We start from the raw sequence: 24606 nt of genomic DNA on the forward strand, positions 1-24606 counted from the left end.
CGATGGCCATCACCTTCGAGAACATCCGCGTGTGGGACACCTCCGAGCGCATCGACCTTATGGTTCCTGGAGTCGACACCGACCGGGGAATGCTGGATTTCGCGGCGTTATCCGGTTCGTCCAAGGATGCGGGACATGTCATCGACGCCTCCGCGCTGACGGTGGCCCCCGGTCTGGCCGATCCCCACGTGCACTTCCGCGATCCGGGACAGACCGATAAGGAGACCATGGATACAGGAGCCCGCGCCGCCGCCGCCGGCGGATACACAAGGGTTCTGATCATGCCCAACACGATTCCCGCGGCCGACGGGGTCCTTCCCTACGGCGACGGCACGGTTCTCGACTACCTCGAAACATACGAGACCACCCATCATCCCCTTCCCGTGCGCTATGACCTGTGCGTGTGCGCGTCCATGCGCCGCGAGGGTCTGAAGCCCACTCGTCTGGCCGACTGGTCGCGTTTCCTCACGCCCCCGCCCCGTGACCCATCCCCAGTGGCGGACGCCCCACGCCATCCCATACGAGCCATCAGCGACGACGGGACAGCCGTGTCGGATGCGGTTCTTGACGCCACCATGAACAACGCCGTGGCGGCCGGAATCCCCATCTCTGATCACTGCGAACGCCACAAGTCGGGCGTTATGACCGACGGCGCGGTCTCACATCGGCTGGGTCTTCCCGGAATACCGCCGGAGACCGAGACGACGATAATCGAACGCGACATCGCGGCCGCCCGCCGAACCGGCGCCCACATTCATCTTCAGCACGTCAGCACGGCACGATCCTTCGACCTGATACGCAAAGCCAAGGCCGATGGCGTTCCCATCACCTGCGAGACCGCCCCGCACTATCTCGCACTGTGCGACGAGGACGTGGAGTCCTATGGACCGCTGGCGAAGATGAATCCTCCGTTGCGGTCAGCCGCGGACAGGCAGGCCGCCGTCACCGCGGTTGCGGACGGGACCGTCGACATGATAGCCACCGACCACGCTCCCCACACCACCGCCCAGAAGGATCTTGGCATGGTCGACGCTCCCAACGGGGTGATCGGATTGGAGACGGCCTATGGCGTCTGCCACCGGATCCTCGTCGACTCAGGATACATCGACGACCGGCGACTGATCGAACTGATGTCCTTGGCCCCCAACCGTCTGATGGGACATGTCTCCACGGACGTGGCGGCGCTCCTCAACACATCAAGCGCCTGCTCGGAGCGTCGCACGCTCGACCTTTCCCTGGTTGAGCATCCCGAGGATGCGGACCTCGTCATACTCGATACATCACGGTCCTGGACCATATGCGCAGCCGACTTCCAATCCCAGGCAAGGAACACCCCCTTCGACGGATGGATCGTCACCGGCAGGGCCGTGGGGACGGTCATCGGATCGCGTCTGGTGAGCCTCACCACCGGCCTCCTGGGCGGCTGACGGAGGCTCATCGGACGGCCACCCCGAATCCTGCGACGCACAAACCCACGAACGACACATACCCCCCACAAGGAGAGGACAAGCGAAGGATATGGATCGTCTTATCGATGCGATTGAAGCCGTGGGCAACCCCAGCGTGGTGGGACTGGACCCCACTCCTCAGGTTGTCCCACCCTCCCTCGTCGACGCGCTCGAACCGGAAGTCGCTCAGGAGATCGACGCCGCCGATCTTCCGGCCGAGCGCCTGGCCGTGGCCTACATGGAATTCAACAGATCGATCATCGACGCGGTGGTGGGAATCGTAGCCGCGGTCAAGCCGCAGATCGCGATGTACGAGGCTCTGGGACCGGCGGGTATGGACGCCTACACCGTGACATGCGAGTACGCCGCGTCACGGGGGCTGTACGTCATCGGCGACATCAAGCGCGGAGACATCGGGTCGACCGCGGTCTCCTACGCCGCGCATCTGTCGGGACTGGACTCGGGGGATCGCAACGGGAACAGGGACCTCTGGCATGAGGACGCGGTGACCGTCAACCCATATCTGGGATCCGACGGAATCCTCCCCTTCGTGTCGGCCGCACGTGACCACGACAAGGACGCCTTCGTCCTCGTCCGCACCTCGAACCCCTCCAGCGATGAGGTCCAGGAATGCCTTCTTGATGATGGTCTGCACGTCTACGAGCATGTGGCCGACCTGACCGAGCAATGGGGGGAGGGTACAATCGGAGCCCACGGATACTCACGGCTGGGCGCGGTGGTCGGAGCCACCCAAGCCAAGGAGGCGGCAGGCCTGCGAGGACGTATGCCGCACACCTTCTTCCTCGTTCCCGGCTACGGCGCCCAGGGAGGAACCTCCGCCGACATCGTTCCGATGTTCGACTCGCACGGATCGGGGGCCATCGTCAACTCCTCCCGCGGAATCATCGGAGCCTGGCGTCGCGACGATGCCATCGACCCGACCATGGGAGTGGAGGAGATCCTTGATGTCGTGTCCCGGTCGGCCCGCAAGGCCGCCATTGCCATGAGGGATGACATCACGTCGGCGCTCGCGGCATGACGCGGATCGGGCTTCGCACGAACGGACACACGACCCGCATATCATCGGACACGCACGAACACAATCAACCAGGGAGGACCGCAACCACATGACACGCACCGTCGACGGATCACAAACCGTCATCACCCACGCCACCAAGGCGGGCCGGTTCCCTGGACGACGCAACGCGGATGTCATTGCATCGGACAGGCTCACCTCAGGGGTGTATCGGTTAACCTTCCGGGACGCCTACATCGCCGGACACGCCCGTCCCGCGCAGTTCGTGACGCTGTATTCAGCGAACTCGACACGATTGATGCCGCGCCCTCTCGGGGTGTGTTCAACGTCGGGGGACGAGGTATCCGTCGTCTACGCCGTCGTTGGGGAGGGGACCGAGGAGTTCTCCCATCTGAGCGCCGGCGATGGCGTCGACGTGATGGGACCGTTGGGCAGGCCGTATGATCTACGCGCCAGCGCCCACTATGTTCTCGTCGGGGGAGGTCTTGGCGTGCCTCCTCTGGTCTACGCGGCCCAGCATCTGAGCCAGCGGGACGATGTGGCGGTCACCTCGGTTTTCGGATACCGCGACGAGCGGTTCGCCGATGATCTTGTGGCGCCGTTCGTCACCAGGACGGAAAGCATCACCAACGCGGAGGGCAACGTGATCACCCTTCTGGACCGGTTGGAGGATTCGCTCGATGACGTTGGGCTGCCCACTGTCATCCTGTCGTGCGGCCCCACACCGATGATGCGCGCCGTCGCTAACTGGGCGCGCCCACGCGGCATCGCCACCCAGTTCAGTCTGGAATCCAGAATGGGATGCGGATATGGCACCTGCGTGGTGTGCGCCGTGGACACGGTCGAAGGAAGACTCAAGGTCTGTTCGGATGGCCCCGTCTTCACCGCCGAGAAGCTGGGATGGGGGGAGCAGGCCTGATGATGGATGTACTCGAAGCGCATGAATGGCGTCATTCCACGGTCGTGGCCGGAGTCCGATGGAAGAATCCGGTGGGCACTGCCTCGGGAACATTCCAACTGGCTGCCTGCCGATGGTTCTACGACGTGAGCCAGATGGGCGCCATCAGCACCAAGGGAGTCTCGCCGGTTCCCTGGGAGGGCAACCCCTCGCCACGCACGGCCGAAACCCCCGCTGGAACAGTTAACGCGGTCGGACTGCAGAATCCGGGGGTCGACCACTATCTGGTCGACGAGCTTCCCAAGCTCAAGGATCTGGGGGCCACGGTCGTCACCAACGTCGCAGGGCACAGTGACGACGATTACGCGGAGGTCGTCGCGAAACTGGCCGATTCTCCCGCGGATATGCTGGAGATCAACGTCAGCTGTCCGAACGTCAACCATGGCGGCATGAGCGTGGGAAGCGACCCTGTGGCCCTGGGCCGTCTGATCGACCGTCTGCGCGGACTCACCGACAAGCCCATGACTGTCAAGCTCTCCCCGAACGTGACGGACATCGTCCCCATAGCCAAGGCGGCGGTGGAATCCGGCGCCGACGCCCTGAGCCTGATCAACACGCTCGTCGGAATGCGCATCGATATACGCACGGGCGAACCCATTCTCGCCAACCGTACGGGCGGTGTATCGGGACCATGCATCTTCCCGATCGCACTGGGTTTCGTATGGCGGGTGCGTCAGGCTCTTCCACACATCCCGATCATCGGCATCGGCGGCATCGATTCAGGCGAGCGGGCACTGGAATACATGTATGCCGGAGCGAACGCGGTGGAGGTCGGCGCAGCGGCATTGTACGATCCCACGGCACCGTTGCGCGTGGCACGGGAGCTTGACGATCTTCTCGACACCAGACCCGAGCTGGCCCGTCGACTGGCTAATGGAGGAACATGGAGATGAGCATGAAGGACATAAGCGGCATGGGCACGAAATCCGAATCGATCCACACGCGGTTCACCCGCTTCCTCATCAACGCCGGAGCACTGAAATTTGGTGACTTCAGGTTGAAATCCGGTCGGCGCTCACCCTATTTCATCAACGCCGGAGCATTCGACACCGGGAATCTCGTCTCGCGGCTTGGCGGGTTCTACGCCGAGCGTGTGCTGTCCGCCATCGGCTCGGGGGAGCTGCCGGGAGGCATCGACACGATTTTCGGCCCGGCGTACAAGGGAATCCCTCTGGCCATCTCGACGGCGATGGCGCTGACCGCCAATCTTCCGGGTGTGGGGTACACCTTTGACCGCAAGGAGCGCAAGGACCACGGCGACGGCGGGATCTTCGTGGGAATGCCATTGCACGATGGCATGAGGATTCTTCTCGTCGACGACGTCATGACCGCAGGAACCGCCATGCGCGAGGTCGTTCCCAAACTGCGCGGCGCGGCCGACGTGGAGATAGTCGGCCTTGTTCTTTCCGTCGATCGCATGGAGCGCGTCGACGATTCCGGCGTATCCGCGGTGCGCTCGGTCGAAAGGGAATTCGGGTTCCCCGTTCTTCCCATTGTGACCATACGTGAGGTGTTCGATGCCGCGTCAAGCCTGCTCGATGGGGAGGGCAATCCCGTCCTTGACGAGCGTCTTGCCGGAGAAGCTCACGACTATCTCGCCCGTTACGGCGCATCACAAGGGTGATCTGATCGGGAAGGTCACTGGTCCTGCCCGCGTCACAGCATGATGCGGGCACCTACTCGACCACGTATTCGAAGAGCCCGCCTACTCGATGACCTCGTAGCCGTGCGCCACCAGAACCTCACGAAGCTTCTCCAGATACATCTGTGCCGATGACGACAAACGCGAGCGCTGGTGGCTGATCCACCCGACGAGCATCGTCTCATCGGATTCGAGGGGAACGGTGACGATCTTCTCGTTGTTGAGATCGCCGTTGTCGATCCCCGTGCACACCGTGTAGCCGTTCAATCCGATGATGAAGTTGAGGATCGTGGCCCGGTCGGTGACGTTGATCTGTTTGGGGGAGTACTCAGGCCAGACGGCCTCCTCCGCGAAGTAGAAGCTCCCACGCTCGCCCTGCTCGTACTTGATGAACGGATACGGCCGAAGATCCTCCATCGTCACCTTGCGACGTCCCGCAAGGGGGTTGTCCCGGGAGATGAAGACGTGCAGCCCGGCTCTGAACAACGGGTGGAACTCAAGATGCTTCTCGCGCAGAAGCTTGCCGATGACATCCCGGTTGAAATCCGACAGGTAGATGATGCCGATCTCCGACTGCATCGACGCCACATCGGTGATGATGTCCCGCGTCCGGGTCTCGCGGATGGTGAACTCGTACTCGTCCGAATGGGTGGAGTTGATCATCTCGACGAACGCCTCCACTGCGAACATGTAGTGCTGCGTGGACACTCCACAGAGCTGCTTGCGTGGCCGTGAGCTCTTGTAGCGGTCCTCGAGAAGCGACGCCTGGTCGAGGACCTGGCGGGCGTAGGTCATGAACTCGGCTCCGTCGACGGTAAGCGTGATTCCCTGCGAGGACCGCGTGAATATCTCGATTCCCAGCTCGTTCTCCAATTCCTTGACGGATGAGCTCAGCGCCGGCTGGGAGATATACAACTCGTGCGAGGCCTCGTTCATGGAACCGCATTCCACGATCTTCACGATGTACTTGAGCTGCAGCAGTGTCATAAGAAGAAGACTAGGCCATGCGCACGATACCTGCGGCCCATCGTCCACGGGGGATCACACGTCCACACCCAGACCGCGAAGGTCCAGCCGGGCGGAGTCGGAGTCGGTGAACACACGCGCCATCAATCCCGCCGCGCGGGCGCCTTCGACGTTCCTCACGGTGTCGTCGAAGAACAGACACCTCTCCCGGGCCAGGCCGAAACGATTCACGGTCAGGTCGTAGATGCTCCGATGGGGTTTGAACACATGCTCCCGACCGGACACCACCGTGCCCTGAAGAAGCGTCTCCAGAACGGGGAACTTCTCGAAGGCGACGGGGAAGGTCTCACTGGCCCAGTTCGTCAGGCCCCATACTCCGACGCCCGCGTGGATCAAATCCCGCAGAAGCGTCTCCATGCCCGGTACGATGCGAGTCAGGGAATCGGCGTAATGGGCGATGTAGTAGTCGAACACCTTTGCCATGTCGCCTCCGTACTCGATGGCGTAATCGGCGAGAGCACGCGTGTACGGCTGGCCTTGGTCCATCCGTGCCTCATATTCGAAAAATCCGTAGGGGTCGTCGTCTGCGCAGATGCGCTCAACCAAAGAATCGGGCCAATGCCCCCTCAGACACGCGTCGCAGCGCCAGTCAAGAAGGACCCCACAGAAATCGAATATCACGTCGGTCGGCGTCGAAGGCTCCGCAGGTGACCGTGATTCGACGGAGAGGGGGATCGAACTCGTGCGTTCTGGCATGTGGAAAACCTCCATGGATGGGTGACCGCGGTTGGCGCGTGCCTGACGCGACGCCATCCCCGAGTCTATCGCCGCACGCGGCGCTTCGGGCCGGCATCCCGTGTCTCAAGCAGAAACGCCATCACACGCTCAATCCGCCCCACGATGTCGGATGCGACAAGAGGGTGTCCGGCCGGACGAGGACGAACAGCATCGGCTGCTATGCGCTGGTAGACGTCGTCCGAGGCGGTCTCGGGCTTGGACGCCGCTATGACCTGAGGATCGGCGTCCGCGCTGATGCCACATCCGCTGGCGAGCCGTCCGGCAAAACCATGGATCCAGGCGGCGGCGGCCACCACATCGACAAGCCACCCCCAATCCTTCGCCCGCCCCTCCGCACCTGTCCGTTCCCCGGCATCCATGGATCCGGTCATCCCGCGGGCCCGCTCACCATCGAGTCGCGCATATGTCTGGGCAAGCAACGATCCGATAATCCCCGCCAAAACATCACCGGATCCCGCCGTCGACAGCCATGCCGGACCGTTGCCGGAGACGATTGTGCGCGGATGGTCACGGTCGCCTCCGACCACAATCGTCATGGAGCCTTTGAGCAGAACAGTCGCTCCCGTGATCGAATGCGCAAGGCGGGCGTTCGACCACGGGTCCGACGCGATGTCATCCACGCTTCTCACATGTCCCAGACGCGTCAGAAGAGCTGACAGCTCACCCGCATGAGGGGTGATGATCGTCTGTGGAACCACATGAGCGGGGAGAAGCGCTATGGCTCCGGCATCGGCGCAGAGCGGCGGTGTTGACGAGGTACGCTCCGTAACGCCGTCATACCCCTCCAGAAGCACGCGTACGGCCGTGGTGGACTCGTCGTCATGATCCTCGGGATCGACACCGCATCCAACCGCCCACGCCTGCACATGGCCCGAGCCAAGAACGACCTCGGGCGTGGAGCGAAGGACAAGATCCTCGGCCCGCCGCGGACCTCGGTAACGCACCATTCCCGATCCCGAACGCGCGGCGGCGGACACCGACAACGCGGCCGCACCCGGATAGCGCTGCGATCCCGTTATCAGCCCCACCACGCCTCGTGAATACTTCATGTCGTTTGGACCGGGAACCGCGAGAATCCGCGAGGCGCTCCATCCATCCATTCGCTGCACGACAGGATGGCATCGGGAAGGATCCATCCCAATATCCAGAAGCACAAGCCTTCCACGTCTATGGCATGCGGGAGGCAACAGAAGACATGGCGTGATGCCGGCGATGGGGACCGTTACGTCGGAAGCGATGGAATCGCCGGAGACTGTGCCTGTGTCCGCATCGACGCCAGCCGGAACATCCACGGAGATGACCACGGGAACAGCCCCGGCCCCGTGTCCGTCACCATTCCGGGCCTTCTCCACAAGTTGGATCACCACTCGAGACAGATCCTCCACGGAGGGCGACGAGGCGGCGATATCGGCCGTCGCATCGACGACCATATCGGAGTGGCCCACAATATCCCCCGCGATCTCAAGCCGTCGTCTCGCGCCATCGATGCGCACCTTGTTCCCAATCATGGAAAGATTGCACCGAGGGTCCACCTCCAATGTCTGTCCTCCGGAACGAAGAAGCGTCCGAATGGCACCATCGTGGGCGGACGGCGACATCATCATGGCCGTAATATGGGCTCCGGCACGGGCGAGTATGGATCCCGCGTGAAGAGCCACGTCGGCATTGTCCCCCGCCCCCACAAGAACGATGATGGAGGCGCCGGCCACGGACACCCCACGGCAATCGAGCTCCCCGGCGCAGACACGCGCGAGGGCGGCCGCCGACTTCCGCACCAGATTCAGAGATCCATACAGAAGCGGCCGACGGGAGTCGAGTATCTCGGCCGATGTGAAGGCCGTGGTGCGCAAAGTCCTTGTTCTGGCATCGTCGGGAGAAGGCTTTTCGATTTTCGAGAAACCGAGAAGATCGTCGTCATCCAAACAGTCCGCCATAGCATGCCCTCCCGGATTCAGCCGTTGACCACGCGCATCGCACGGACGCGCATCACATCGATTGTCATCGATGATCGGCCGTGAGGCAAACCCCGGGCCATCGTATGGCCCTCGCGCGGGGGAGGAGGGAGCCACGCGCAATCACGCGACTATTCTTCGGCGACCAGATCGAGGTACCCGTCGTTCCACAGATCCTCATCACCATCCGGCATCAGGAGGACACGCTCGGGATCGAGCGCCTGGACGGCGCCCTCGTCATGGGTGACCAGAACTATGGCGCCCTCGTAGCGGGAGATGGCCTTGAGGATCTCGTCACGTGACGCCGGGTCGAGATTGTTCGTCGGCTCGTCAAGAAGAAGCACATTGGCCCGGGACGTCACCAGTGTGGCGAGCGCGAGACGCGTCTTCTCCCCACCGGACAGCACGCCGGCCGGCTTGAGCGCGTCATCCCCGGAGAACAGGAAGCTGCCGAGTATCGACCTCGCGTGCGTGTCGTCAAGGTCGGGAGCCACATGGACGAGATTCTCCAACACGGTCGCGTCAAGGTCCAAGGTGTCATGCTCCTGCGCGAAATAACCGATTTTGCAGCCGTGCCCATACACGACATCGCCGGTGTCCGCATGCTCCTCACCCGCGAGGATCCGCAGGGTGGTCGTCTTGCCCGCGCCGTTCTCTCCCAGAATCACCACGCGCGATCCCTTGTCGATCGCGAGGTTGATTCCCGCGAACACAATGGTCGACCCATACGCCTTCGACAGGTCGGTGGCCATGATGGGTGTCCTTCCGCATGGGGCCGGTTCGGGGAAACGAATGTCGGCTACCTTCTCGCCGCGCTCGGCCTCGCTCGTCCCCTCAAGAAGACGCTGCGCACGGCGCATCATGTTCTGGGCCGCCACGGCCTTCGTCGCCTTCGCATGGAGCCGTATGCCCTGCTTCATGAGCCTGTCGGCCTTCTTCTCCGCGACCTCGCGCTCCCGTCGACGACGTTCCTCGTCCACGACGCGCTGGTGAAGATACGCCTTCCACCCCAGCGAATATATGTCGATCCGTCCCAGCTGGGCGTCAAGATGCCAGACCTTGTTGACCACCTCGTCGAGAAGCTCCGTCGAATGGGAGATCACGAGAAACCCTCCCGAAAACCGTTTGAGATAGCCTCTGAGCCATTCGATCGAGTCGGCGTCCAAATGGTTGGTGGGCTCATCCAGAATCAAGGTGTCGGCATCGGAGAACAGAATCCTGGCAAGCTCCACGCGCCTGCGCTGCCCACCCGACAGCGTTCCCAGAGAGCGTTGCATGACGTCCTGCGGCAATCCCAGACTTGTGGACATCGCTATGGCTTCCGACTGAGCGGCGTATCCTCCGGCCTTCTCGAAATCCTGCATGGCCTTGTCGTATCGGTTCATGGCCTTCGTCATGACGTCCGGGTCGGGGTCGGACATACCCGTCTCCGCCTTGCGGATGCGCGTGATGATGGACGAGATGTCGCGGGCGCTCATCATGCGGTCAAGAGCGGTCTGCGTGGGATCGGAGGCATGCGTGTCCTGGGGCAGGTATCCCAGCTTCCCGGATACACGGACAGATCCACCGGAGGGAAGGAGATCCCCGGTGATGACGCGGGTGAGCGTGGTCTTGCCCGCTCCGTTGCGTCCCACAAGGCCTATCTTGTCTCCGGCCGACACATGGAAGTCCGTGGGATGCAGAAGCGTCCGCGCTCCGATGCGGATCTCCAGTCCCTTACCCTCGATAGCCATGCGCGCAACCTCATTCCTCGTCCACTCTCCATGCCCGCGATCGGCGGGCCAACGGACCATCATAGCGGCCCCCCTCAATCGACATCGATTTACCGACATCGAACAGGTGTTCGAAAGATGCGCATGGTGCGATACTCTGGGAGCACACGGAACGCTCAGGGAATCCGGAAGGAACGACAGGCATCTTTATGACCACAGCAACGGCCCCACATAATGGGTCACAGAACAATGGGGCAAGGAACCACGAGGCATCCGGATCCGGACCGCGGAACCGGACCGACGCCAACGACAGCGCGACCACCATGGCGGATGGGGACGTGGTGTTCCATAAGGGCGACGGCACTTTGATCGCCGACCTATCGGACATGGACCATGACCGGAAAATCATTGTTCAGGGAGCACGCGAGCATAATCTCAAAAACGTGGACCTCACGATCCCGCGAAATCGGATGGTGGTGTTCACCGGGCTGTCGGGATCCGGGAAATCCTCCCTGGCCTTCGACACGCTTTTCGCCGAGGGCCAACGTCGCTACGTGGAATCCCTGAGCGCATACGCGCGACAGTTCCTTGGGCAGATGGACAAACCGGCCGTCGACCTCATCGAGGGCTTGAGCCCTGCCGTCTCCATCGATCAGAAGACGACGAACAGGAATCCGCGGTCTACGGTGGGCACAATCACCGAGGTCTACGATTATCTCCGCCTCCTTTTCGCGCGCGTTGGAACGCCCCATTGCCCGGTGTGTGGATCGCCGATCGCGGCGCAGAGCCCTGAACAGATGGTCGACGAGCTTCTGTCCATGGCGGAGGGCACACGCTTCCAGATACTCGCCCCCGTTGTCCGTGGTCGCAAGGGTGAGTTCTCTGATCTTCTCGAACAGCTCCGCGGCGACGGCTACGCGCGCGCCGTCATTGACGGAACGATGCGGGAACTGTCGGACGACATCACTCTGGTCAAGCAACGCAAACACACCATCGACGTCGTCGTCGACAGACTCGTCATACGCCCGGGAATACGCCAACGTCTCACTGACTCGGTCGAGACGGCCCTGCGACTGTCGAATGGGCTGATGGTCGCAGATCTCGTCGACCTCGACATCCATGACACGGCGCGCCGACGGCCTTTCTCCGAACACCGCTCCTGCCCGCAGGGACACCCTCTTGAACTGGACGAGATCGAACCCCGCACCTTCTCCTTCAACGCGCCCTATGGCTCCTGCCCCGAATGCACGGGAATCGGCTACAAACTCGAGATCGACCCCGAACTGGTCATTCCCGATTTGTCGAAGACCCTGAACGAGGGAGCGATCGAACCGTGGGGAATCGGCAAGGGCACAGGCGAGTACTACCGGCACGTCCTCGAAGGACTCGCCGCCGATATGGACTTCGATCTGGACACACCGTGGCAGGACCTTCCCGAGGACGTGCGTGGAGCGATCATGTACGGACACGACTTCACCATCAAAGTCTCCTACCGCAACCGCTGGGGCCGGCTGCGCGAGTATTCCACGGGATTCGAAGGCGTCGTCCGCACTCTGATGCGCCGGCACGACGAGACGGACTCCGACCAGATGAAGCAGTACTACGAATCCTACATGCGTGAGGTCCCGTGCCAGGCATGCGGAGGCAAACGCCTCCGCCCCGAAGTGCTCGCCGTCACCGTGGGCGACGCGTCCATCGCCGACGTCTGCGACATGCCGGTGCAGAGTAGCCTGGCATGGGTGCGGGGGCTCCATCTCGAAGGCTCCGCCGCGACGATAGCCGGCGAGGTGCTGAAGGAGATACGCGCCCGCCTGGGCTTCCTGAACGATGTGGGACTGAGCTATCTGACGCTGTCCCGTGCCGCGAAGACCTTGTCCGGAGGGGAGGCGCAGCGGATTCGTCTCGCCACGCAGATCGGATCGGGTTTGGTCGGGGTCATGTACGTTCTCGACGAGCCGTCCATAGGACTCCATCAACGTGACAACGAGAGGCTGATCGCCACGCTTCACCGGCTCCGTGACCTAGGGAACACGCTGATCGTCGTGGAGCATGACCAGGAGACGATCGAAAAGGCGGATTGGCTGGTCGATATCGGTCCCGGTGCGGGGGAGCATGGGGGAGAGGTCGTCTATTCGGGACCCCCGAGATGGATAGCGCAGGCCTCGCGGTCGGTGACCGGCGACTATCTCGCCGGAAGACGGTCCATCGAGGTGCCGCGCAGACGCCGCGTGGCCAAGACGCATCCCCGCCTGCGGGTCGTGGGTGCGCGAGAAAACAATCTGCAGGACATCACCGTGGACTTCCCCCTCGGAGTCCTCACCTGTGTGACCGGGGTCTCAGGATCGGGAAAGTCCACTCTCGTCAATTCGATCCTCTATCCCGTTCTCGCCGACAGACTCAACGGGGCCCGCATCGTTCCCGGCAAACACACAAGGGTCGAGGGCGTCGATCAGTGCGACAAGGTCATCCACGTCGACCAGAACCCCATCGGGCGCACTCCACGCTCCAACCCAGCCACATACACCGGCGTCTGGGACAAGATCCGGACGCTTTTCGCCAAAACCCCCGAGGCCCAGGTGCGCGGCTACGGTCCCGGACGGTTCTCCTTCAACGTCAAGGGAGGCCGCTGCGAAAGCTGCCATGGCGATGGCACCATAAAAATCGAGATGAACTTCCTTCCGGATGTGTATGTGGAATGCGAGGCATGTCATGGAAAGCGCTACAACCGCGAGACCCTCGAGGTGACCTACAACGGGAAGACGGTCTCCGACATCCTCGACATGCCCATTGAGGAGGCCGCCCGATTCTTCGCGTCATATCCATCGATATCGCGCTACCTTGACACCCTGGTCAAAGTGGGGCTGGGCTATATCCGACTGGGGCAGCCCGCACCCACATTGTCGGGAGGGGAGTCGCAGCGCGTCAAACTCGCCACCGAGCTCCAGCGACGATCCACCGGGAAAACCGTGTACATCCTGGACGAGCCCACCACAGGACTGCATTTCGAGGATGTCCGCAAACTGCTTCTGGTTCTTGAGGGCCTTGTCGACAAGGGGAATACTGTCATCGTCATCGAGCACAACCTCGACGTGGTCAAATCGGCCGACTGGCTGATCGATCTGGGACCCGAGGGCGGGGACGGCGGCGGAACCGTGGTCACTGAGGGAGCTCCCGAGGATGTCGCCACATGCGAACAGAGCTGGACGGGAAGATTCCTCCGCCCGCTGCTCAAGTCCTCCACCGGAGGGAACGGGAGACGAAAGCGGAAGACGCGGGCATGACGGCAGACGGTGCGACCCGCTCCGACGACGTTTGGCGGCGGACGGGGACAAACATCAACGGGGCGCCTCTTCTCGGCGACTCCCGGGATCTTTTCCGTCCCAAAACCAGCGACATCCCGACGTCGCCAGGAGTGTACAAGTGGCGTGACGGCGAGGGGCGGGTCATATACGTCGGCAAGGCGAAAAGCCTGCGGCAGCGTCTGACGAACTATTTCCAGCCGTTGGCGCAGATGCATCCCCGGACGCAGACGATGGTCCTCACGGCCCGCTCTCTCGAATGGACCGTCGTCGGGACGGAACTCGAGGCCCTGACGCTCGAATACACGTGGATCAAGGAGTTCGATCCACGGTTCAACGTGGTCTTCCGCGACGACAAAACGTATCCGTATCTCGCTGTCTCTGTGGGAGATCCGGTTCCACGCGTGTGGATCACGCGGAGCCGCAAAAGGCGTGACACGCGATTTTTCGGCCCCTACGCCAAAGTGTGGGAGCTTCGTCACAGCCTTGACGCCCTACTGAAAACGTATCCGGTCCGTACGTGCTCCGACTCGGTTTTCCGCCGCGCCAAGGCCTCGGGGCGCCCCTGTCTGCTGGCATCCATCGGAAAATGCTCGGCACCCTGCGTCTCCGCCATCAGCCTGGACGAGCATCGCGAGATGGTTTCCACGCTGGTTGGAGTGCTCAACGGCAATCTCAGCCGTCGATATCTCAGCCGGCTTTCCGACGATATGCGGCAGGCGAGCGACGAACTCGATTTTGAGCGCGCGGCGAGGCTGCGTGACGAGATAGGCATGCTCAAAACCGTGATCGAGAAGAACGCCGTAGCCTTCGACAGCACCGTCGACGCCGATGTCTTTGGCTTCGCCTCCGACGAGTTGGAGGCCTCCGTCCACACGTTCTTTGTCAGGGCCGGGACAATCCGCGGGGAGCGCAACTGGAGCGTCGAGCGCGTGGAGGATGTCACCGACGAGGAGCTCATGCACGACATGCTGTGGCAGATCTACAGCGACATCAGCTCCGATCCGGTGGAAACCGCGGAAACAGGTGAAGCGGCGGAAACGAATGCCGCCCCCTCGATAGCCGTCACCGAGGAACGCGATGCCGTGGGTCCCACACAACGGCTCACCGCCATCGATGGAATGGACCGGGCGCGCGCCACCCGGGAGCGCAACCTTTTCCAGGGGCTGACGGGACGCGCGGACCTGATGGCTCCGATTGCGCCGATTCCGCGCGAGGTCATCGTGCCCATCGAGCCCGCACGGTCGGCGGAAGTCGAATCCTGGCTTTCCGACCTGCGCCATGGGGCGGTCACGGTGCGAGTCGCCAGCAGAGGCGACAAGAAAAGCCTTATGGACCGCGCCACCGACAATGCCCGGCAAGCTCTTCAGAGAAGCAAGCTCAACAGAATCGGGGATCTGGAGGCCAGGACCGAGGCGATGAACGAGGTCGCCGCCGCGCTCGGACTCGACAGGGCGCCTTTGCGCATCGAATGCTACGACATCTCGAACACCATCGACGGATCGTATCAGGTGGCGTCCATGGTCGTTTTCGAGGACGGAATGGCCAAACCCTCCCTCTATCGACGTTTCGAGATACATGGCCCGGACGGCCAGGGACGGCTTGACGATCTCGACGCGCTCTACGAGACGCTGTCACGTCGCTTCCGTCATGGAAACATAGCCGGAGACACCGGAGAGAGCGAGGACGGCGTGGCGGGATCGGAGCGCCACCGTTTCGCGTACAAACCCAATCTGGTCGTGGTGGATGGAGCCCGGGGGCAGGCGCGCGCTGCGCTCAGGGCCATACGGGACCGTGGCGTGGATGATGTGGCCGTCTGCGGACTGTCCAAAAGACTTGAAGAGGTCTGGCTTCCCGACGACGACTACCCGGTGATTCTTCCACGCCAGTCGCAGGGACTGTATCTGCTTCAACGACTTCGTGACGAATCACACCGCTTCGCCATCACCTACCACCGGTCCATCCGCAGAAAGGGCTCCCTGCGGTCAGCCCTGGACGGCATCGACGGAATCGGCCCCGCCATGCAACGCCGTCTCCTGAGGGCCTTTGGCTCGGTGAAAGCCATCCGTGCGGCCTCCGTCGACGAGCTGACAGCGGTCAAAGGCATCGGCCGGTCGCGCGCCCAGAGCATCCACGACGCATTGAGCCATGCTGCCGACGCCCGTCAGAACATCTCGCGAGGAATCCCGCGCGACCCCTCGGAATCGACCATGCCGCGTTCTACGATGGTGCAGACGAAGGAGGACCTATGACGGCAATCAAGCATAGGTGCGCCGTGCTGGGGCATCCCATATCCCATTCGCTCTCGCCCGTGCTCCACAATGCCGCCTATGCAGCCTTGGGGCTTGACGATTGGGAATACACCCGAATCGACGTCGAAGAGGATGGGTTCCCCAATTTCCTGCGGTCATTGGATTCCTCTTGGGTCGGGCTCAGTCTCACGATGCCCTTGAAGAAAGCCGCACTGGCGAAGGGCCTGTGCCGTGACGAATGGTCCGCTCGTCTAAGGGTCGCGAACACCGCGGTCCTTGATGCACATGATGGCTCGATCTCCCTGTACAACACGGATGTGGAGGGGATTCGGCAATCGCTTCCCATCCGCCATACGGACTCCGGAGCCACGTCATTCCCACAACCGTCCACCGTCACGATCATCGGCAACGGGAACACCGCGATGTCGGCGTTGGCGGCCGCATCCGAGCTGACCGACGAGGGCGATGTCATCGTGGCTGCACGGCATCCGGGACGCAACACCGCCATGTCGGATCTCGCGTCATCACTTCCGGCGATTCGCTCCCTGCGCGAGATGCCATTGGGTGCCACCAATGCTCTTGTCGACCGACTGTCGGATTCGGATATCGTCGTCAGCACCCTTCCCGCGCATGCCGCCGACACACTCGCGGGACGGCTGCGCGACGCGAATCCACGGGTCACCGGATCCCTGCTCGATGTCGTCTACGATCCGATGCCCAGCGATCTGTTACGCGCGTGGTCCGAATGCGGGGGAAATCCGATATCCGGTGATCGGATGCTGTTGCGCCAGGCGGTCGCGCAGGTCCTCCTCATGGTCGGATCGACGGATGCGGGCAAAAACGTCGTCGATGGGTGCGACATCGAAGCTTTGAGCCACGTGATGGACGATGCTCTGACCACGGCGCTGTCCGCGAAGAACAGCCACACCAAAGACGATCACGAAGACGGCGATGATCTGAATCAGAAGAGGATGAGGACATGAGCATGGACAATGATTCCGTCACCGGTGCCGGCACCGGTCATGAAGGTCTCGAATCCCCGCACGTCGGAGGCCCAACCGCGGCGCCGACCCCGAAGGAGACGGATCATGAGGGTTTCGAGGTTCTTCTCATCACGGGAATGAGCGGCGCTGGGAGGTCGCGCGCGGCGGACTGCATCGAGGATATGGGCTGGTACGTCGTCGACAATCTTCCCCCCAAGCTTCTCATCCCACTGGTCGATATGATGACGTCCTCGGGTTCCAAGGTTCATCGTCTCGCGGCTGTCATCGACGTGAGGTCTCGAAGCTACTTCAACGATCTGTCCGCCGTGTTGAGTCATCTCGATGATTTGGACGTCAAAACGCGCATACTGTTCCTGGACGCCTCCGATTCGGTTCTTATCAAGCGGTATGAATCCGTCCGTCGACCGCATCCCCTCCAACATGGAAACAGACTCATCGACGGCATACGCGAGGAACGCGAGCTACTCACCAGCCTGAAGGAGCACGCCAACACTGTGATCGACACATCCTCGCTGAGCATCCACCAATTGTCGACCAAACTCTACGAGGCGCTTCTGGGATCAGGGCCGTCGACCGTGACTGTCCACATCTTCAGCTTCGGATTCAAATACGGCATTCCCCTTGACGCCGATTTCGTCGCGGATGTCCGCTTCCTTCCCAACCCCTTCTGGATTCCCGAACTGCGAGATCTAACGGGGAGGGACGCTCCTGTTCGCGACTACGTGCTTGCAAGCGAGGGTGCGGGGGACTTCCTGGACTCCTTCGAGCGCAGTATCATGGTCGCGATCGAAGGCTACGCCCGGGAGGACAAGCATTTCGTGACGATAGCGGTGGGCTGCACGGGTGGTCAGCACCGTTCCGTCGCGATGAGCGAGGATCTCGCGCGGCGACTGCGGTCGCATGGCCTCTCGGTCACGGTGTCCGCACGGGAGTTGCGTCGGCGCGGACACGATTAGACTATCGGAGCGTCACGCTGGCGGGCATCGACGATGGAGTTGTCCACAACGTTCGGTATCACAGAATGCCGTGGCATGAACGGGAACACCCGGTCATCCAATTCAAGGAAGTATGGGAAACAGGAGGGTGCTCTTGGCACTACTGGATGATGTCAAAAGCGAACTCGCCGCGATAGACAACGACCTTCCCGTGGCCATCATGGCCCAGGCGGCCACGATGATGCGGTTCGGCGGAGGGCTCAGGCCCGTCAACAATCAGGCGGTGATTCGGGCCCAGCTTGATTCCATGGACGCGTCGCGATGGCTTCAGCGGACCATCTCGACCCACTTCCATCGTCAGGCCGTCATCACCCAGACCCTGCGACCGACACCCATGGGACATGTTCGTCGCTACGATGTTCTCGTCGAACGCGGAGCGACGGCCCTTGCGCTTCAGGCGGGTCTTCTTGACAGGCGAATGCATGTGGTCAAAGGTCTGCCTCCCGAGATCGTGACGGGAAACATCGCTCAGGTCAAGGCCGCGTGGAGAGGCGCCTTCCTCGCACGCGGATTCATCTCAGAACCAGGGGAGACGGGCTTCCTCGAGGTTGTCTGCCCTTCTCACGAGGCCGCTCTGGCCTTGGAGGAAGCGGCAAGGCGTCTAGGCATCACAACCGCGAAGGCGCGCAAGGTGCGTAGCTCTGAACGCGTCACCATGCGGGACGCCGATGCCATCGAACGCATGCTCAATTTGATGGGAGCGCACAAGTCGGCCCGGGAATGGACAGGAAAACGCTCCGACAGCGAGCCACGCGTCAAGACCAACCGTCTTGCGAACTTCGACGATGCGAATATGCGCCGGAGCGCCAAGGCGGCAGCCGAGGCCATTGCGAAGGTCCACCGCGCCTTCGAAGTGCTTGGAGACGATGTTCCCGACAATCTCCGGGCAGCGGGGCAGCTGCGTCTCGATCATCCGGAGGCGAGTCTCGAGGAGCTGGGGCGGCGCGCCAACCCACCGATCACAAAGGACGCGATCGCCGGTCGGATTAGAAGGCTGCTTCAACTCGCAGACAAAATGGCGAAAAGCCAAGGCAGGGACTGAACGTCGGAACCGGTTTCCCGGACCCCAGATGTTCACTGATTCCTGTATCGTTACTAGTGGTGTGTTTTACGCCATACTCTTCCCGCGGCCGGATCACCACGACGGACCGTGGTTAGGAAAGGATAGTCATGAAGACACTCAAGGATCTTGGAGATCTCAAGGGGAAGCGCGTCCTTGTCCGCGCTGATTTCAACGTTCCGCTTGATGGCGAGACCATCACGGACGATGGCCGCATAAAGGCCGCTCTGCCCACCATCAAGGCCCTGCGCGCCGATGGCGCCAAGGTGATTCTTATGGCCCATCTGGGCCGCCCCAAGGGCAAGGTCGTTCCCGAGCTCTCCCTCGCGCCCGTGGCCACGCGGCTCGGCGAGCTTCTGGGAGTGACGGTTCCCCTCGCAGCCGACACCTACGGCGAAGACGCGCAGGCGAAGGTCGCGAACATGGCCGATGGAGACGTCGTTCTTCTGCAGAATGTGCGCTTCAACCCGGAGGAGACAAGCAAGGATCCGCAGGAGCGCGCCGCGTACGCGAAGAAGATTGCGGCTTTGGGTGATGTCTTCGTGTCGGACGGCTTCGGCGTGGTTCACCGCGCGCAGGGCTCCAACTACGATGTCGCTGCGGACCTTCCTTCAGCCGCCGGTCTTCTCGTGGAGAAGGAGGTCAAGGCGCTCTCTCACGCGACCGTGGATCCCGATCGCCCACTCACCGTCGTCCTCGGAGGATCGAAGGTGTCGGACAAGCTCGGAGTGATCGAGAACCTGCTGGGCAAAGCGAACCGTCTGGTGATAGGCGGCGGCATGGTCTTCACCTTCCTGAAAGCCAAGGGATACGGGGTTGGCACGTCCCTGCTGGAGGAGGATCAGCTGGAGAAGGTCAAGGGCTACATCGAGACGGCCAAGGAGAAGGGCGTCGAGCTCATCCTGCCGACGGACATCGTTGTCAACGCCGGCTTCCCGGCGGGCGACACCCCCATCGACCCCCAGGTTGTCCCCGCGGACGCCATTCCCGCCGACAGGATGGGTCTTGACATCGGGCCCAAATCTGCCGCCGCCTTCCACGATGCGATAGTGGACTCGAAGACGGTTGTCTGGAACGGTCCCATGGGCGTGTTCGAAGTGCCGCAGTTCGCCGATGGTACGCGTGCCGTGGCCCAGGCGCTCGTTGACGCCACCGCCAAGGGTGCCTTCACCATCGTCGGCGGTGGTGACTCCGCCTCGGCCGTCCGCAATCTCGGATTCCCAGAGGATGGCTTCTCGCACATCTCCACAGGTGGCGGAGCGTCCTTGGAGTTCCTTGAGGGCAAGGCCCTTCCCGGGCTTGAGGTCCTGAACTGATTCCCACAAAGAGCCAAACACGCGAGGACACGGGATTCCGGCTATTTGCCGTGGATTGCGTGTCCTCCCATTCCATCACCGCTGTGGACACCGACGCTATCGCCGGAACCGCCCATCAGCACCGTGGCGGGGATTGCGGATCGACGGATGAAGGATGACGATGGGGGGAACGATGCCGCCGGAACGTCTGCCTTTGGTAGCCGGCAACTGGAAGATGAACTTCGACCATCTGGAGGCCACCTATTTCATCCAGAAGCTCGCCTGGACACTGCGCGACTCGCATTTTGACAGTCATCGCTGCGAGATCTCAATCATGCCTTCGTTCACATCCCTGCGCAGCGTGCAGGTTCTCGTCGAGGCCGACCATCTTCCGCTGAGCTACGGGGCGCAATCCGTGTCGGTAACGACACAGGGCGCATTCACGGGCGACGTGTCCGCCGACATGCTGGCCCGCCTCGGCTGCGAGTATGTGATCGTCGGACACTCCGAACGCAGGAAATACCATCCCGAGGACGACGCGAATATCGTCGATCAGGTCCGGGCCGTTCTGGCCGCGGGCATGCACCCCATACTGTGCGTGGGCGAAAGCTTCGAGGAGCGTCGGCAGGGGATAGCACTCGACTTCGCCGTCGGACAGGTCACCGACGTGACGCGCGACCTGTCCGACGAACAGACCTCCAATATCCTCATCGCCTATGAACCCGTCTGGGCCATCGGCACCGGCATGGTCGCAACTCCGGAATCCGCGCAGGAGGCGGCAGGAGCCATGCGCGAGAACATCCGGTCGGCCTTTGATGATTCTGTGTCCGCCGCGGTTCGAATTCTGTATGGTGGTTCCGTCACGTCGAGAAACGCCGCCCAGCTCATCGAACAGCCCGACATCGACGGCTTTCTTGTCGGGGGAGCGTCTCTGGACGTCGACGAGTTCGCATCAATCGCGCGTATAACGGAGAAATTCGTTCGTCGTTTGGGTCGCCACTGAGATTTGTACCGTATCGTGCGCTATTCTTATCACATACATCTAGTTGGAGGTTATCCGTGTCCCCTATCGAAGTCGTCAAGCTTGTTCTGCAGATTATCCTTGTTCTGGCCAGCATCCTGCTCACGCTTTTGATTCTTATGCACCGGGGGAAGGGCGGCGGCCTGTCCGATATGTTCGGTGGCGGTTTGACCCAGAACGCGGGAACGTCAGGCGTCGCGGAGAAGAATCTGAACCGTTGGACGGTGATCATCGCCCTCATCTGGGTGTCGATTATCATCGCGCTGGGCCTTATGACCAAATTCAATCTGATCTGATCACTCTGTAGACGTGCCACACGTGTCAGCCTCCGGAGGCGTGTACGCTCCCGGAACGTCCATGGCGTGCCGTCAGGATCCGCCACTTATGGTGGTCGCCGATCTTGACGGCACGCTTCTTCATGATGCTCCCACTTTTGAGGAACGTTTCATCACGCAGGAGTCCATCGACGCCGTGCGCCGCATGAGGGATCGGGGAGTGTTGTTCGCAGTGTCCACCGCCCGTCCCGTCAGCACGGGGTATTCCTTGATGGAGGCACTTCGTCCTGATGCCTGCGTGTATCTCAATGGCGCCCTGATCGACCTCAATCCGTCCTTGTCGGACAGCGCCATGCTGATCTCGGGTCTATCACCTCAGGATGGGCACATCATCACCGTTGGTTTCCCCTCCTCGCGTGGATGCGAAGTATGTCGCATGCTTCTCCATGAGATTCCCGGACTTCGCATTGGTCTGGTGATGAATGATGTGCGCTACACGAACTTTGACGTCTCGGTGTATTGGAAGACACAGGTCTTTCGTTACACGGATTTCACCGATGTTCCTGAAGGCATGGCCGACAAAATCATCATCTTCCCACTGCCTGAGCATGCCTCCAGACTTCGCAGGCTGATACCAGACGACTTCTCAATAGGCATCTCCGAAGGAACCATGTGGATGCTGATGGAGCCGCGCGCGAACAAGGCCGACTCCCTTCACACGTTGTGCCGGCATTTTTCTGTCGGCATCGACAGAACCGCCACATTCGGCGACGATCTGATAGATATCGCCATGCTTCGTGCTTCGGGATGGGGCGTGGCCGTGGCCAATGCCGCACCGCAGGTGCTGACCGTGGCCGATGAGGTGTGTCCATCCAACAACGACGATGGTGTCGCATGGTGGATGAACACCTTCATTCCATAGCCGCCTCCGCGGACCCAGTAAATGTGGATCTGAGAGCGTGGACTTGGCGGAAAGACCCGCGCACGACATAGGCGATGCGCATAAACGATGTGGGGATGGCCGCTGACCGCTTTACGCGGTGTGGCCACCCCCACAATCCGTAAGGATATTCACGAAACTCTTGTATCGCTTCGGTATCGCTTCTATAGACTCTCGGCAACCCTTACGAAAATTCGACAAGGGAACGGTTTATGGCACATCGCATCAGTTGCCATAAACCGTTCCCTCAGCAAATCAGCCGTTCACACGGTCGATTCCGGCCTGAGTATCGGAAAGCACCGAATCCCAGGACTTGATGAACGCTGCGACGCCATCGGCTTCAAGCTTGTCGGTGACATCCTTGATGCTGATTCCCAGCTCGGTGAGCTTGTCCATGACGGCTTTGCTCTCCTCGTAGGTTCCCTTGATGGACGGAGCACCGTCACCGTGATCGGCCAGAGCGTTCAGCGTCTTCTCGGGCATCGTGTTCACGACGAAGGGCGCGACGAGTTCGTCCACATACTTGCAGTCGGAGTAGGCGGCGTTCTTGGTGCCGGTGGAGGCCCACAGCGGACGCTGCTTCTTGGCGCCCTTGGCCTCGAGCGCGGCCCAGCGCGGATCGGATGCGAACTTCTTCTCGAAGAGCTCATACGCCAGACGCGCATTAGCGACGGCGGCCTTGCCTTCGAGGGCCTTGGCCTCGTCGGAGCCGTTCGCCTCGAGAAGCTTGTCGACGGCGGTGTCCACACGGGACACGAAGAAGGACGCGACGGATCCAATGTGCTTGAGATCGTGGCCATTGACGTCGGCCTGGGCGATTCCCTCGATGAAGGCATCCATGACCTGCTCATAGCGCTCAAGGGAGAAAATCAGGGTGACGTTCACCGAAATGCCCTTAGACAGGGTAGCGGTAATCGCGGGCAGACCCTCAAGAGTCGCCGGAATCTTAATCATGGCGTTGGGACGATCGACCTTTTCCCACAGCTCCACAGCCTGCTTCTTGGTGCCCTCGGTATCGTGGGCGAGACGGGGATCGACCTCGATAGACACGCGACCGTCCACGAAGTCGCTTTTCTCGGCGACCTCGCGGAAGATGTCGGTGGCGTTGCGAACATCGGTTGTGGTGAGCTCGCGGACGGCGGTCTCGACATCGACCTTGCCGAGCTCCTTGAGCTGCGCGTCGTAGGGTCCAACCTGGCTGAGCGCCTTCTGGAAGATCGAGGGGTTGGTGGTGACACCAACGACGTTCTTGTTGGCGATGAGATCCTGAAGCGAGCCGGACTCGATGCGCGTGCGGGACAGATCGTCAAGCCAGATGGAGACTCCGGAATCGCTCGTGCGCTGCGTTGCTGCTGTCATTGTTGCTGTTTCTCCTTATAGATCCATGGATATGGAACACTTCATGATGCCGGGCGCGCGCCATGGTTCCGGCCGCGCCCGGCGATGAAAGACTCAGTTCGCCTTGACGTCCTCGATGGAGGCCTTGGCCGCCTCGACGACATGCTCGGCTGTGATGCCCAGATCAATCATGTTCTGCGCGCCATCCCCCTGAAGTCCGTACTGCTCGATGGACACGGCCTTGCCGTAATCTCCAAGGTACTTGTACCACGGCATCGCCAGACCGGCCTCGACCGAGACACGCGCCTTGACCGAACGTGGAAGAATCTCGTCCTTGTACTCGGCGTCCTGCTCCTCAAACCACTCCATCGACGGCATGGAGACCACACGGGCCTTCACTCCGTCAGCGGACAGGGTCTTCGCGGCCTCGACAGCCCACTGAACCTCGGAGCCGGTGGCCATGAGGATGACATCCGGGGTTCCCTCGGTGTCGACAAGCACATAGGCACCCTTGCGAACACCCTCACGCGCCTTCTGTGCGGTCTCGGCGAGAGTGGGCACACCCTGACGAGTGAGGATCATGGCCGTGGGAAGCGTGTTCTTCTTCTCGAAGAA

Annotated in this window: 19 protein-coding genes and 1 pseudogene; 14 read left to right on the forward strand and 6 right to left on the reverse strand. The window is 61.7% G+C overall.

The features are described from left to right. Positions 1-2: 2 nt before the first annotated feature. The 5 genes from Q1X90_RS03645 to pyrE all read left to right on the forward strand — a co-directional run bounded on the left by Q1X90_RS03645 (position 3) and on the right by pyrE (position 5066). A complete protein-coding gene (locus Q1X90_RS03645; protein ID WP_300766630.1) occupies positions 3-1427 on the forward strand; it encodes a dihydroorotase in 1425 nt (474 codons plus the stop codon). 91 nt (positions 1428-1518) lie between these two features. Continuing rightward, positions 1519-2487, forward strand: a complete 969-nt coding sequence (gene pyrF, locus Q1X90_RS03650; protein WP_300766632.1) for an orotidine-5'-phosphate decarboxylase — start codon at positions 1519-1521, stop codon at positions 2485-2487. 88 nt (positions 2488-2575) lie between these two features. Continuing rightward, the gene (locus Q1X90_RS03655; protein ID WP_300766634.1) at positions 2576-3403 is read left to right on the forward strand and encodes a dihydroorotate dehydrogenase electron transfer subunit; all 828 of its coding nucleotides are present in this window, start codon (positions 2576-2578) and stop codon (positions 3401-3403) included. After that, positions 3403-4335, forward strand: coding sequence for a dihydroorotate dehydrogenase (locus tag Q1X90_RS03660; protein WP_300766636.1), 933 nt, complete (start codon positions 3403-3405; stop codon positions 4333-4335). Before Q1X90_RS03655 ends, Q1X90_RS03660 begins: the two co-directional genes overlap by 1 nt. Beyond that, positions 4332-5066 carry an orotate phosphoribosyltransferase gene (pyrE, locus tag Q1X90_RS03665; protein ID WP_300766638.1) on the forward strand — a complete coding sequence of 245 codons (735 nt, stop codon included), beginning with the start codon at positions 4332-4334 and terminating at the stop codon, positions 5064-5066. Before Q1X90_RS03660 ends, pyrE begins: the two co-directional genes overlap by 4 nt. Before the next feature lie 81 nt (positions 5067-5147). Here the strand turns inward: pyrE and Q1X90_RS03670 are convergent, their stop codons facing one another. The 4 genes from Q1X90_RS03670 to Q1X90_RS03685 form a co-directional block, all read right to left on the reverse strand. Beyond that, positions 5148-6071, reverse strand: coding sequence for a LysR family transcriptional regulator (locus Q1X90_RS03670; RefSeq protein ID WP_300766640.1), 924 nt, complete (start codon positions 6069-6071; stop codon positions 5148-5150). 54 nt (positions 6072-6125) lie between these two features. After that, positions 6126-6806: an HAD family phosphatase gene (locus tag Q1X90_RS03675; RefSeq protein ID WP_300766642.1), complete on the reverse strand. Its 681-nt coding sequence runs from the start codon at positions 6804-6806 to the stop codon at positions 6126-6128. Positions 6807-6871: 65 nt separating this feature from the next. Then, on the reverse strand, positions 6872-8782 hold the full coding sequence (locus Q1X90_RS03680) for a bifunctional ADP-dependent NAD(P)H-hydrate dehydratase/NAD(P)H-hydrate epimerase (RefSeq protein ID WP_300766643.1): 1911 nt from the start codon (positions 8780-8782) through the stop codon (positions 6872-6874). Positions 8783-8931: 149 nt separating this feature from the next. After that, a complete protein-coding gene (locus tag Q1X90_RS03685) occupies positions 8932-10533 on the reverse strand; it encodes an ABC-F family ATP-binding cassette domain-containing protein (protein ID WP_300766645.1) in 1602 nt (533 codons plus the stop codon). A 302-nt stretch (positions 10534-10835) separates the two neighbouring features. On the opposite strand from Q1X90_RS03685, the gene uvrA reads away from it, so the two are divergent. The 9 genes and pseudogenes from uvrA to Q1X90_RS03730 all read left to right on the forward strand — a co-directional run bounded on the left by uvrA (position 10836) and on the right by Q1X90_RS03730 (position 22635). After that, positions 10836-13793: an excinuclease ABC subunit UvrA gene (gene uvrA / locus Q1X90_RS03690; RefSeq protein WP_300766668.1), complete on the forward strand. Its 2958-nt coding sequence runs from the start codon at positions 10836-10838 to the stop codon at positions 13791-13793. Beyond that, the gene (gene uvrC, locus Q1X90_RS03695; RefSeq protein ID WP_300766647.1) at positions 13790-16063 is read left to right on the forward strand and encodes an excinuclease ABC subunit UvrC; all 2274 of its coding nucleotides are present in this window, start codon (positions 13790-13792) and stop codon (positions 16061-16063) included. The genes uvrA and uvrC overlap by 4 nt, the downstream gene beginning before the upstream one ends. After that, positions 16060-17046 carry a shikimate dehydrogenase gene (locus Q1X90_RS03700; RefSeq protein ID WP_300766649.1) on the forward strand — a complete coding sequence of 329 codons (987 nt, stop codon included), beginning with the start codon at positions 16060-16062 and terminating at the stop codon, positions 17044-17046. Before uvrC ends, Q1X90_RS03700 begins: the two co-directional genes overlap by 4 nt. Before the next feature lie 107 nt (positions 17047-17153). After that, positions 17154-18023 (forward strand): annotated as a pseudogene (gene rapZ, locus Q1X90_RS03705) (RNase adapter RapZ); the annotation flags it as partial. 133 nt (positions 18024-18156) lie between these two features. Then, positions 18157-19104 (forward strand): DNA-binding protein WhiA, encoded by a 948-nt coding sequence (gene whiA / locus Q1X90_RS03710; protein ID WP_300766653.1) that lies wholly within the window; start codon positions 18157-18159, stop codon positions 19102-19104. Between the two features lie 128 nt (positions 19105-19232). Continuing rightward, positions 19233-20438: a phosphoglycerate kinase gene (locus Q1X90_RS03715; RefSeq protein ID WP_300766656.1), complete on the forward strand. Its 1206-nt coding sequence runs from the start codon at positions 19233-19235 to the stop codon at positions 20436-20438. Positions 20439-20610: 172 nt separating this feature from the next. Next, positions 20611-21420 (forward strand): triose-phosphate isomerase, encoded by an 810-nt coding sequence (gene tpiA, locus Q1X90_RS03720; RefSeq protein ID WP_300766670.1) that lies wholly within the window; start codon positions 20611-20613, stop codon positions 21418-21420. Between the two features lie 65 nt (positions 21421-21485). Beyond that, complete coding sequence (secG, locus tag Q1X90_RS03725; RefSeq protein ID WP_300766672.1) at positions 21486-21734, forward strand: preprotein translocase subunit SecG; 249 nt, start codon at positions 21486-21488, stop codon at positions 21732-21734. 61 nt (positions 21735-21795) lie between these two features. After that, a complete protein-coding gene (locus Q1X90_RS03730; RefSeq protein ID WP_300766674.1) occupies positions 21796-22635 on the forward strand; it encodes an HAD family hydrolase in 840 nt (279 codons plus the stop codon). Between the two features lie 273 nt (positions 22636-22908). Here Q1X90_RS03730 and tal read toward each other — a convergent pair whose 3' ends face one another. Both tal and Q1X90_RS03740 read right to left on the reverse strand, forming a co-directional pair. Next, positions 22909-24012 carry a transaldolase gene (gene tal, locus Q1X90_RS03735; protein ID WP_300766658.1) on the reverse strand — a complete coding sequence of 368 codons (1104 nt, stop codon included), beginning with the start codon at positions 24010-24012 and terminating at the stop codon, positions 22909-22911. A 93-nt stretch (positions 24013-24105) separates the two neighbouring features. Further along, on the reverse strand, positions 24106-24606 hold a 501-nt coding region (locus Q1X90_RS03740), incomplete at its 5' end, for a transketolase C-terminal domain-containing protein (protein WP_300766660.1).

Origin of the sequence: uncultured Bifidobacterium sp., assembly GCF_949292005.1 — a bacterium.
In the GTDB taxonomy this organism is placed as follows: Bacteria; Actinomycetota; Actinomycetes; order Actinomycetales; family Bifidobacteriaceae; genus Bifidobacterium.

Excerpts from the sequence above, each read along its gene's own strand:
- Q1X90_RS03645 (WP_300766630.1), top strand. The coding sequence starts at position 3 with ATGGCCATCACCTTCGAGAACATCCGCGTGTGGGACACCTCCGAGCGC.
- pyrF (WP_300766632.1), top strand. The coding sequence starts at position 1,519 with ATGGATCGTCTTATCGATGCGATTGAAGCCGTGGGCAACCCCAGCGTG.
- Q1X90_RS03655 (WP_300766634.1), top strand. The coding sequence starts at position 2,576 with ATGACACGCACCGTCGACGGATCACAAACCGTCATCACCCACGCCACC.
- Q1X90_RS03660 (WP_300766636.1), top strand. The coding sequence starts at position 3,403 with ATGATGGATGTACTCGAAGCGCATGAATGGCGTCATTCCACGGTCGTG.
- pyrE (WP_300766638.1), top strand. The coding sequence starts at position 4,332 with ATGAGCATGAAGGACATAAGCGGCATGGGCACGAAATCCGAATCGATC.
- Q1X90_RS03670 (WP_300766640.1), bottom strand. The coding sequence starts at position 6,071 with ATGACACTGCTGCAGCTCAAGTACATCGTGAAGATCGTGGAATGCGGT.
- Q1X90_RS03675 (WP_300766642.1), bottom strand. The coding sequence starts at position 6,806 with ATGCCAGAACGCACGAGTTCGATCCCCCTCTCCGTCGAATCACGGTCA.
- Q1X90_RS03680 (WP_300766643.1), bottom strand. The coding sequence starts at position 8,782 with ATGGCGGACTGTTTGGATGACGACGATCTTCTCGGTTTCTCGAAAATC.
- Q1X90_RS03685 (WP_300766645.1), bottom strand. The coding sequence starts at position 10,533 with ATGGCTATCGAGGGTAAGGGACTGGAGATCCGCATCGGAGCGCGGACG.
- uvrA (WP_300766668.1), top strand. The coding sequence starts at position 10,836 with ATGGCGGATGGGGACGTGGTGTTCCATAAGGGCGACGGCACTTTGATC.
- uvrC (WP_300766647.1), top strand. The coding sequence starts at position 13,790 with ATGACGGCAGACGGTGCGACCCGCTCCGACGACGTTTGGCGGCGGACG.
- Q1X90_RS03700 (WP_300766649.1), top strand. The coding sequence starts at position 16,060 with ATGACGGCAATCAAGCATAGGTGCGCCGTGCTGGGGCATCCCATATCC.
- Q1X90_RS03715 (WP_300766656.1), top strand. The coding sequence starts at position 19,233 with ATGAAGACACTCAAGGATCTTGGAGATCTCAAGGGGAAGCGCGTCCTT.
- tpiA (WP_300766670.1), top strand. The coding sequence starts at position 20,611 with ATGCCGCCGGAACGTCTGCCTTTGGTAGCCGGCAACTGGAAGATGAAC.
- Q1X90_RS03730 (WP_300766674.1), top strand. The coding sequence starts at position 21,796 with ATGGCGTGCCGTCAGGATCCGCCACTTATGGTGGTCGCCGATCTTGAC.
- tal (WP_300766658.1), bottom strand. The coding sequence starts at position 24,012 with ATGACAGCAGCAACGCAGCGCACGAGCGATTCCGGAGTCTCCATCTGG.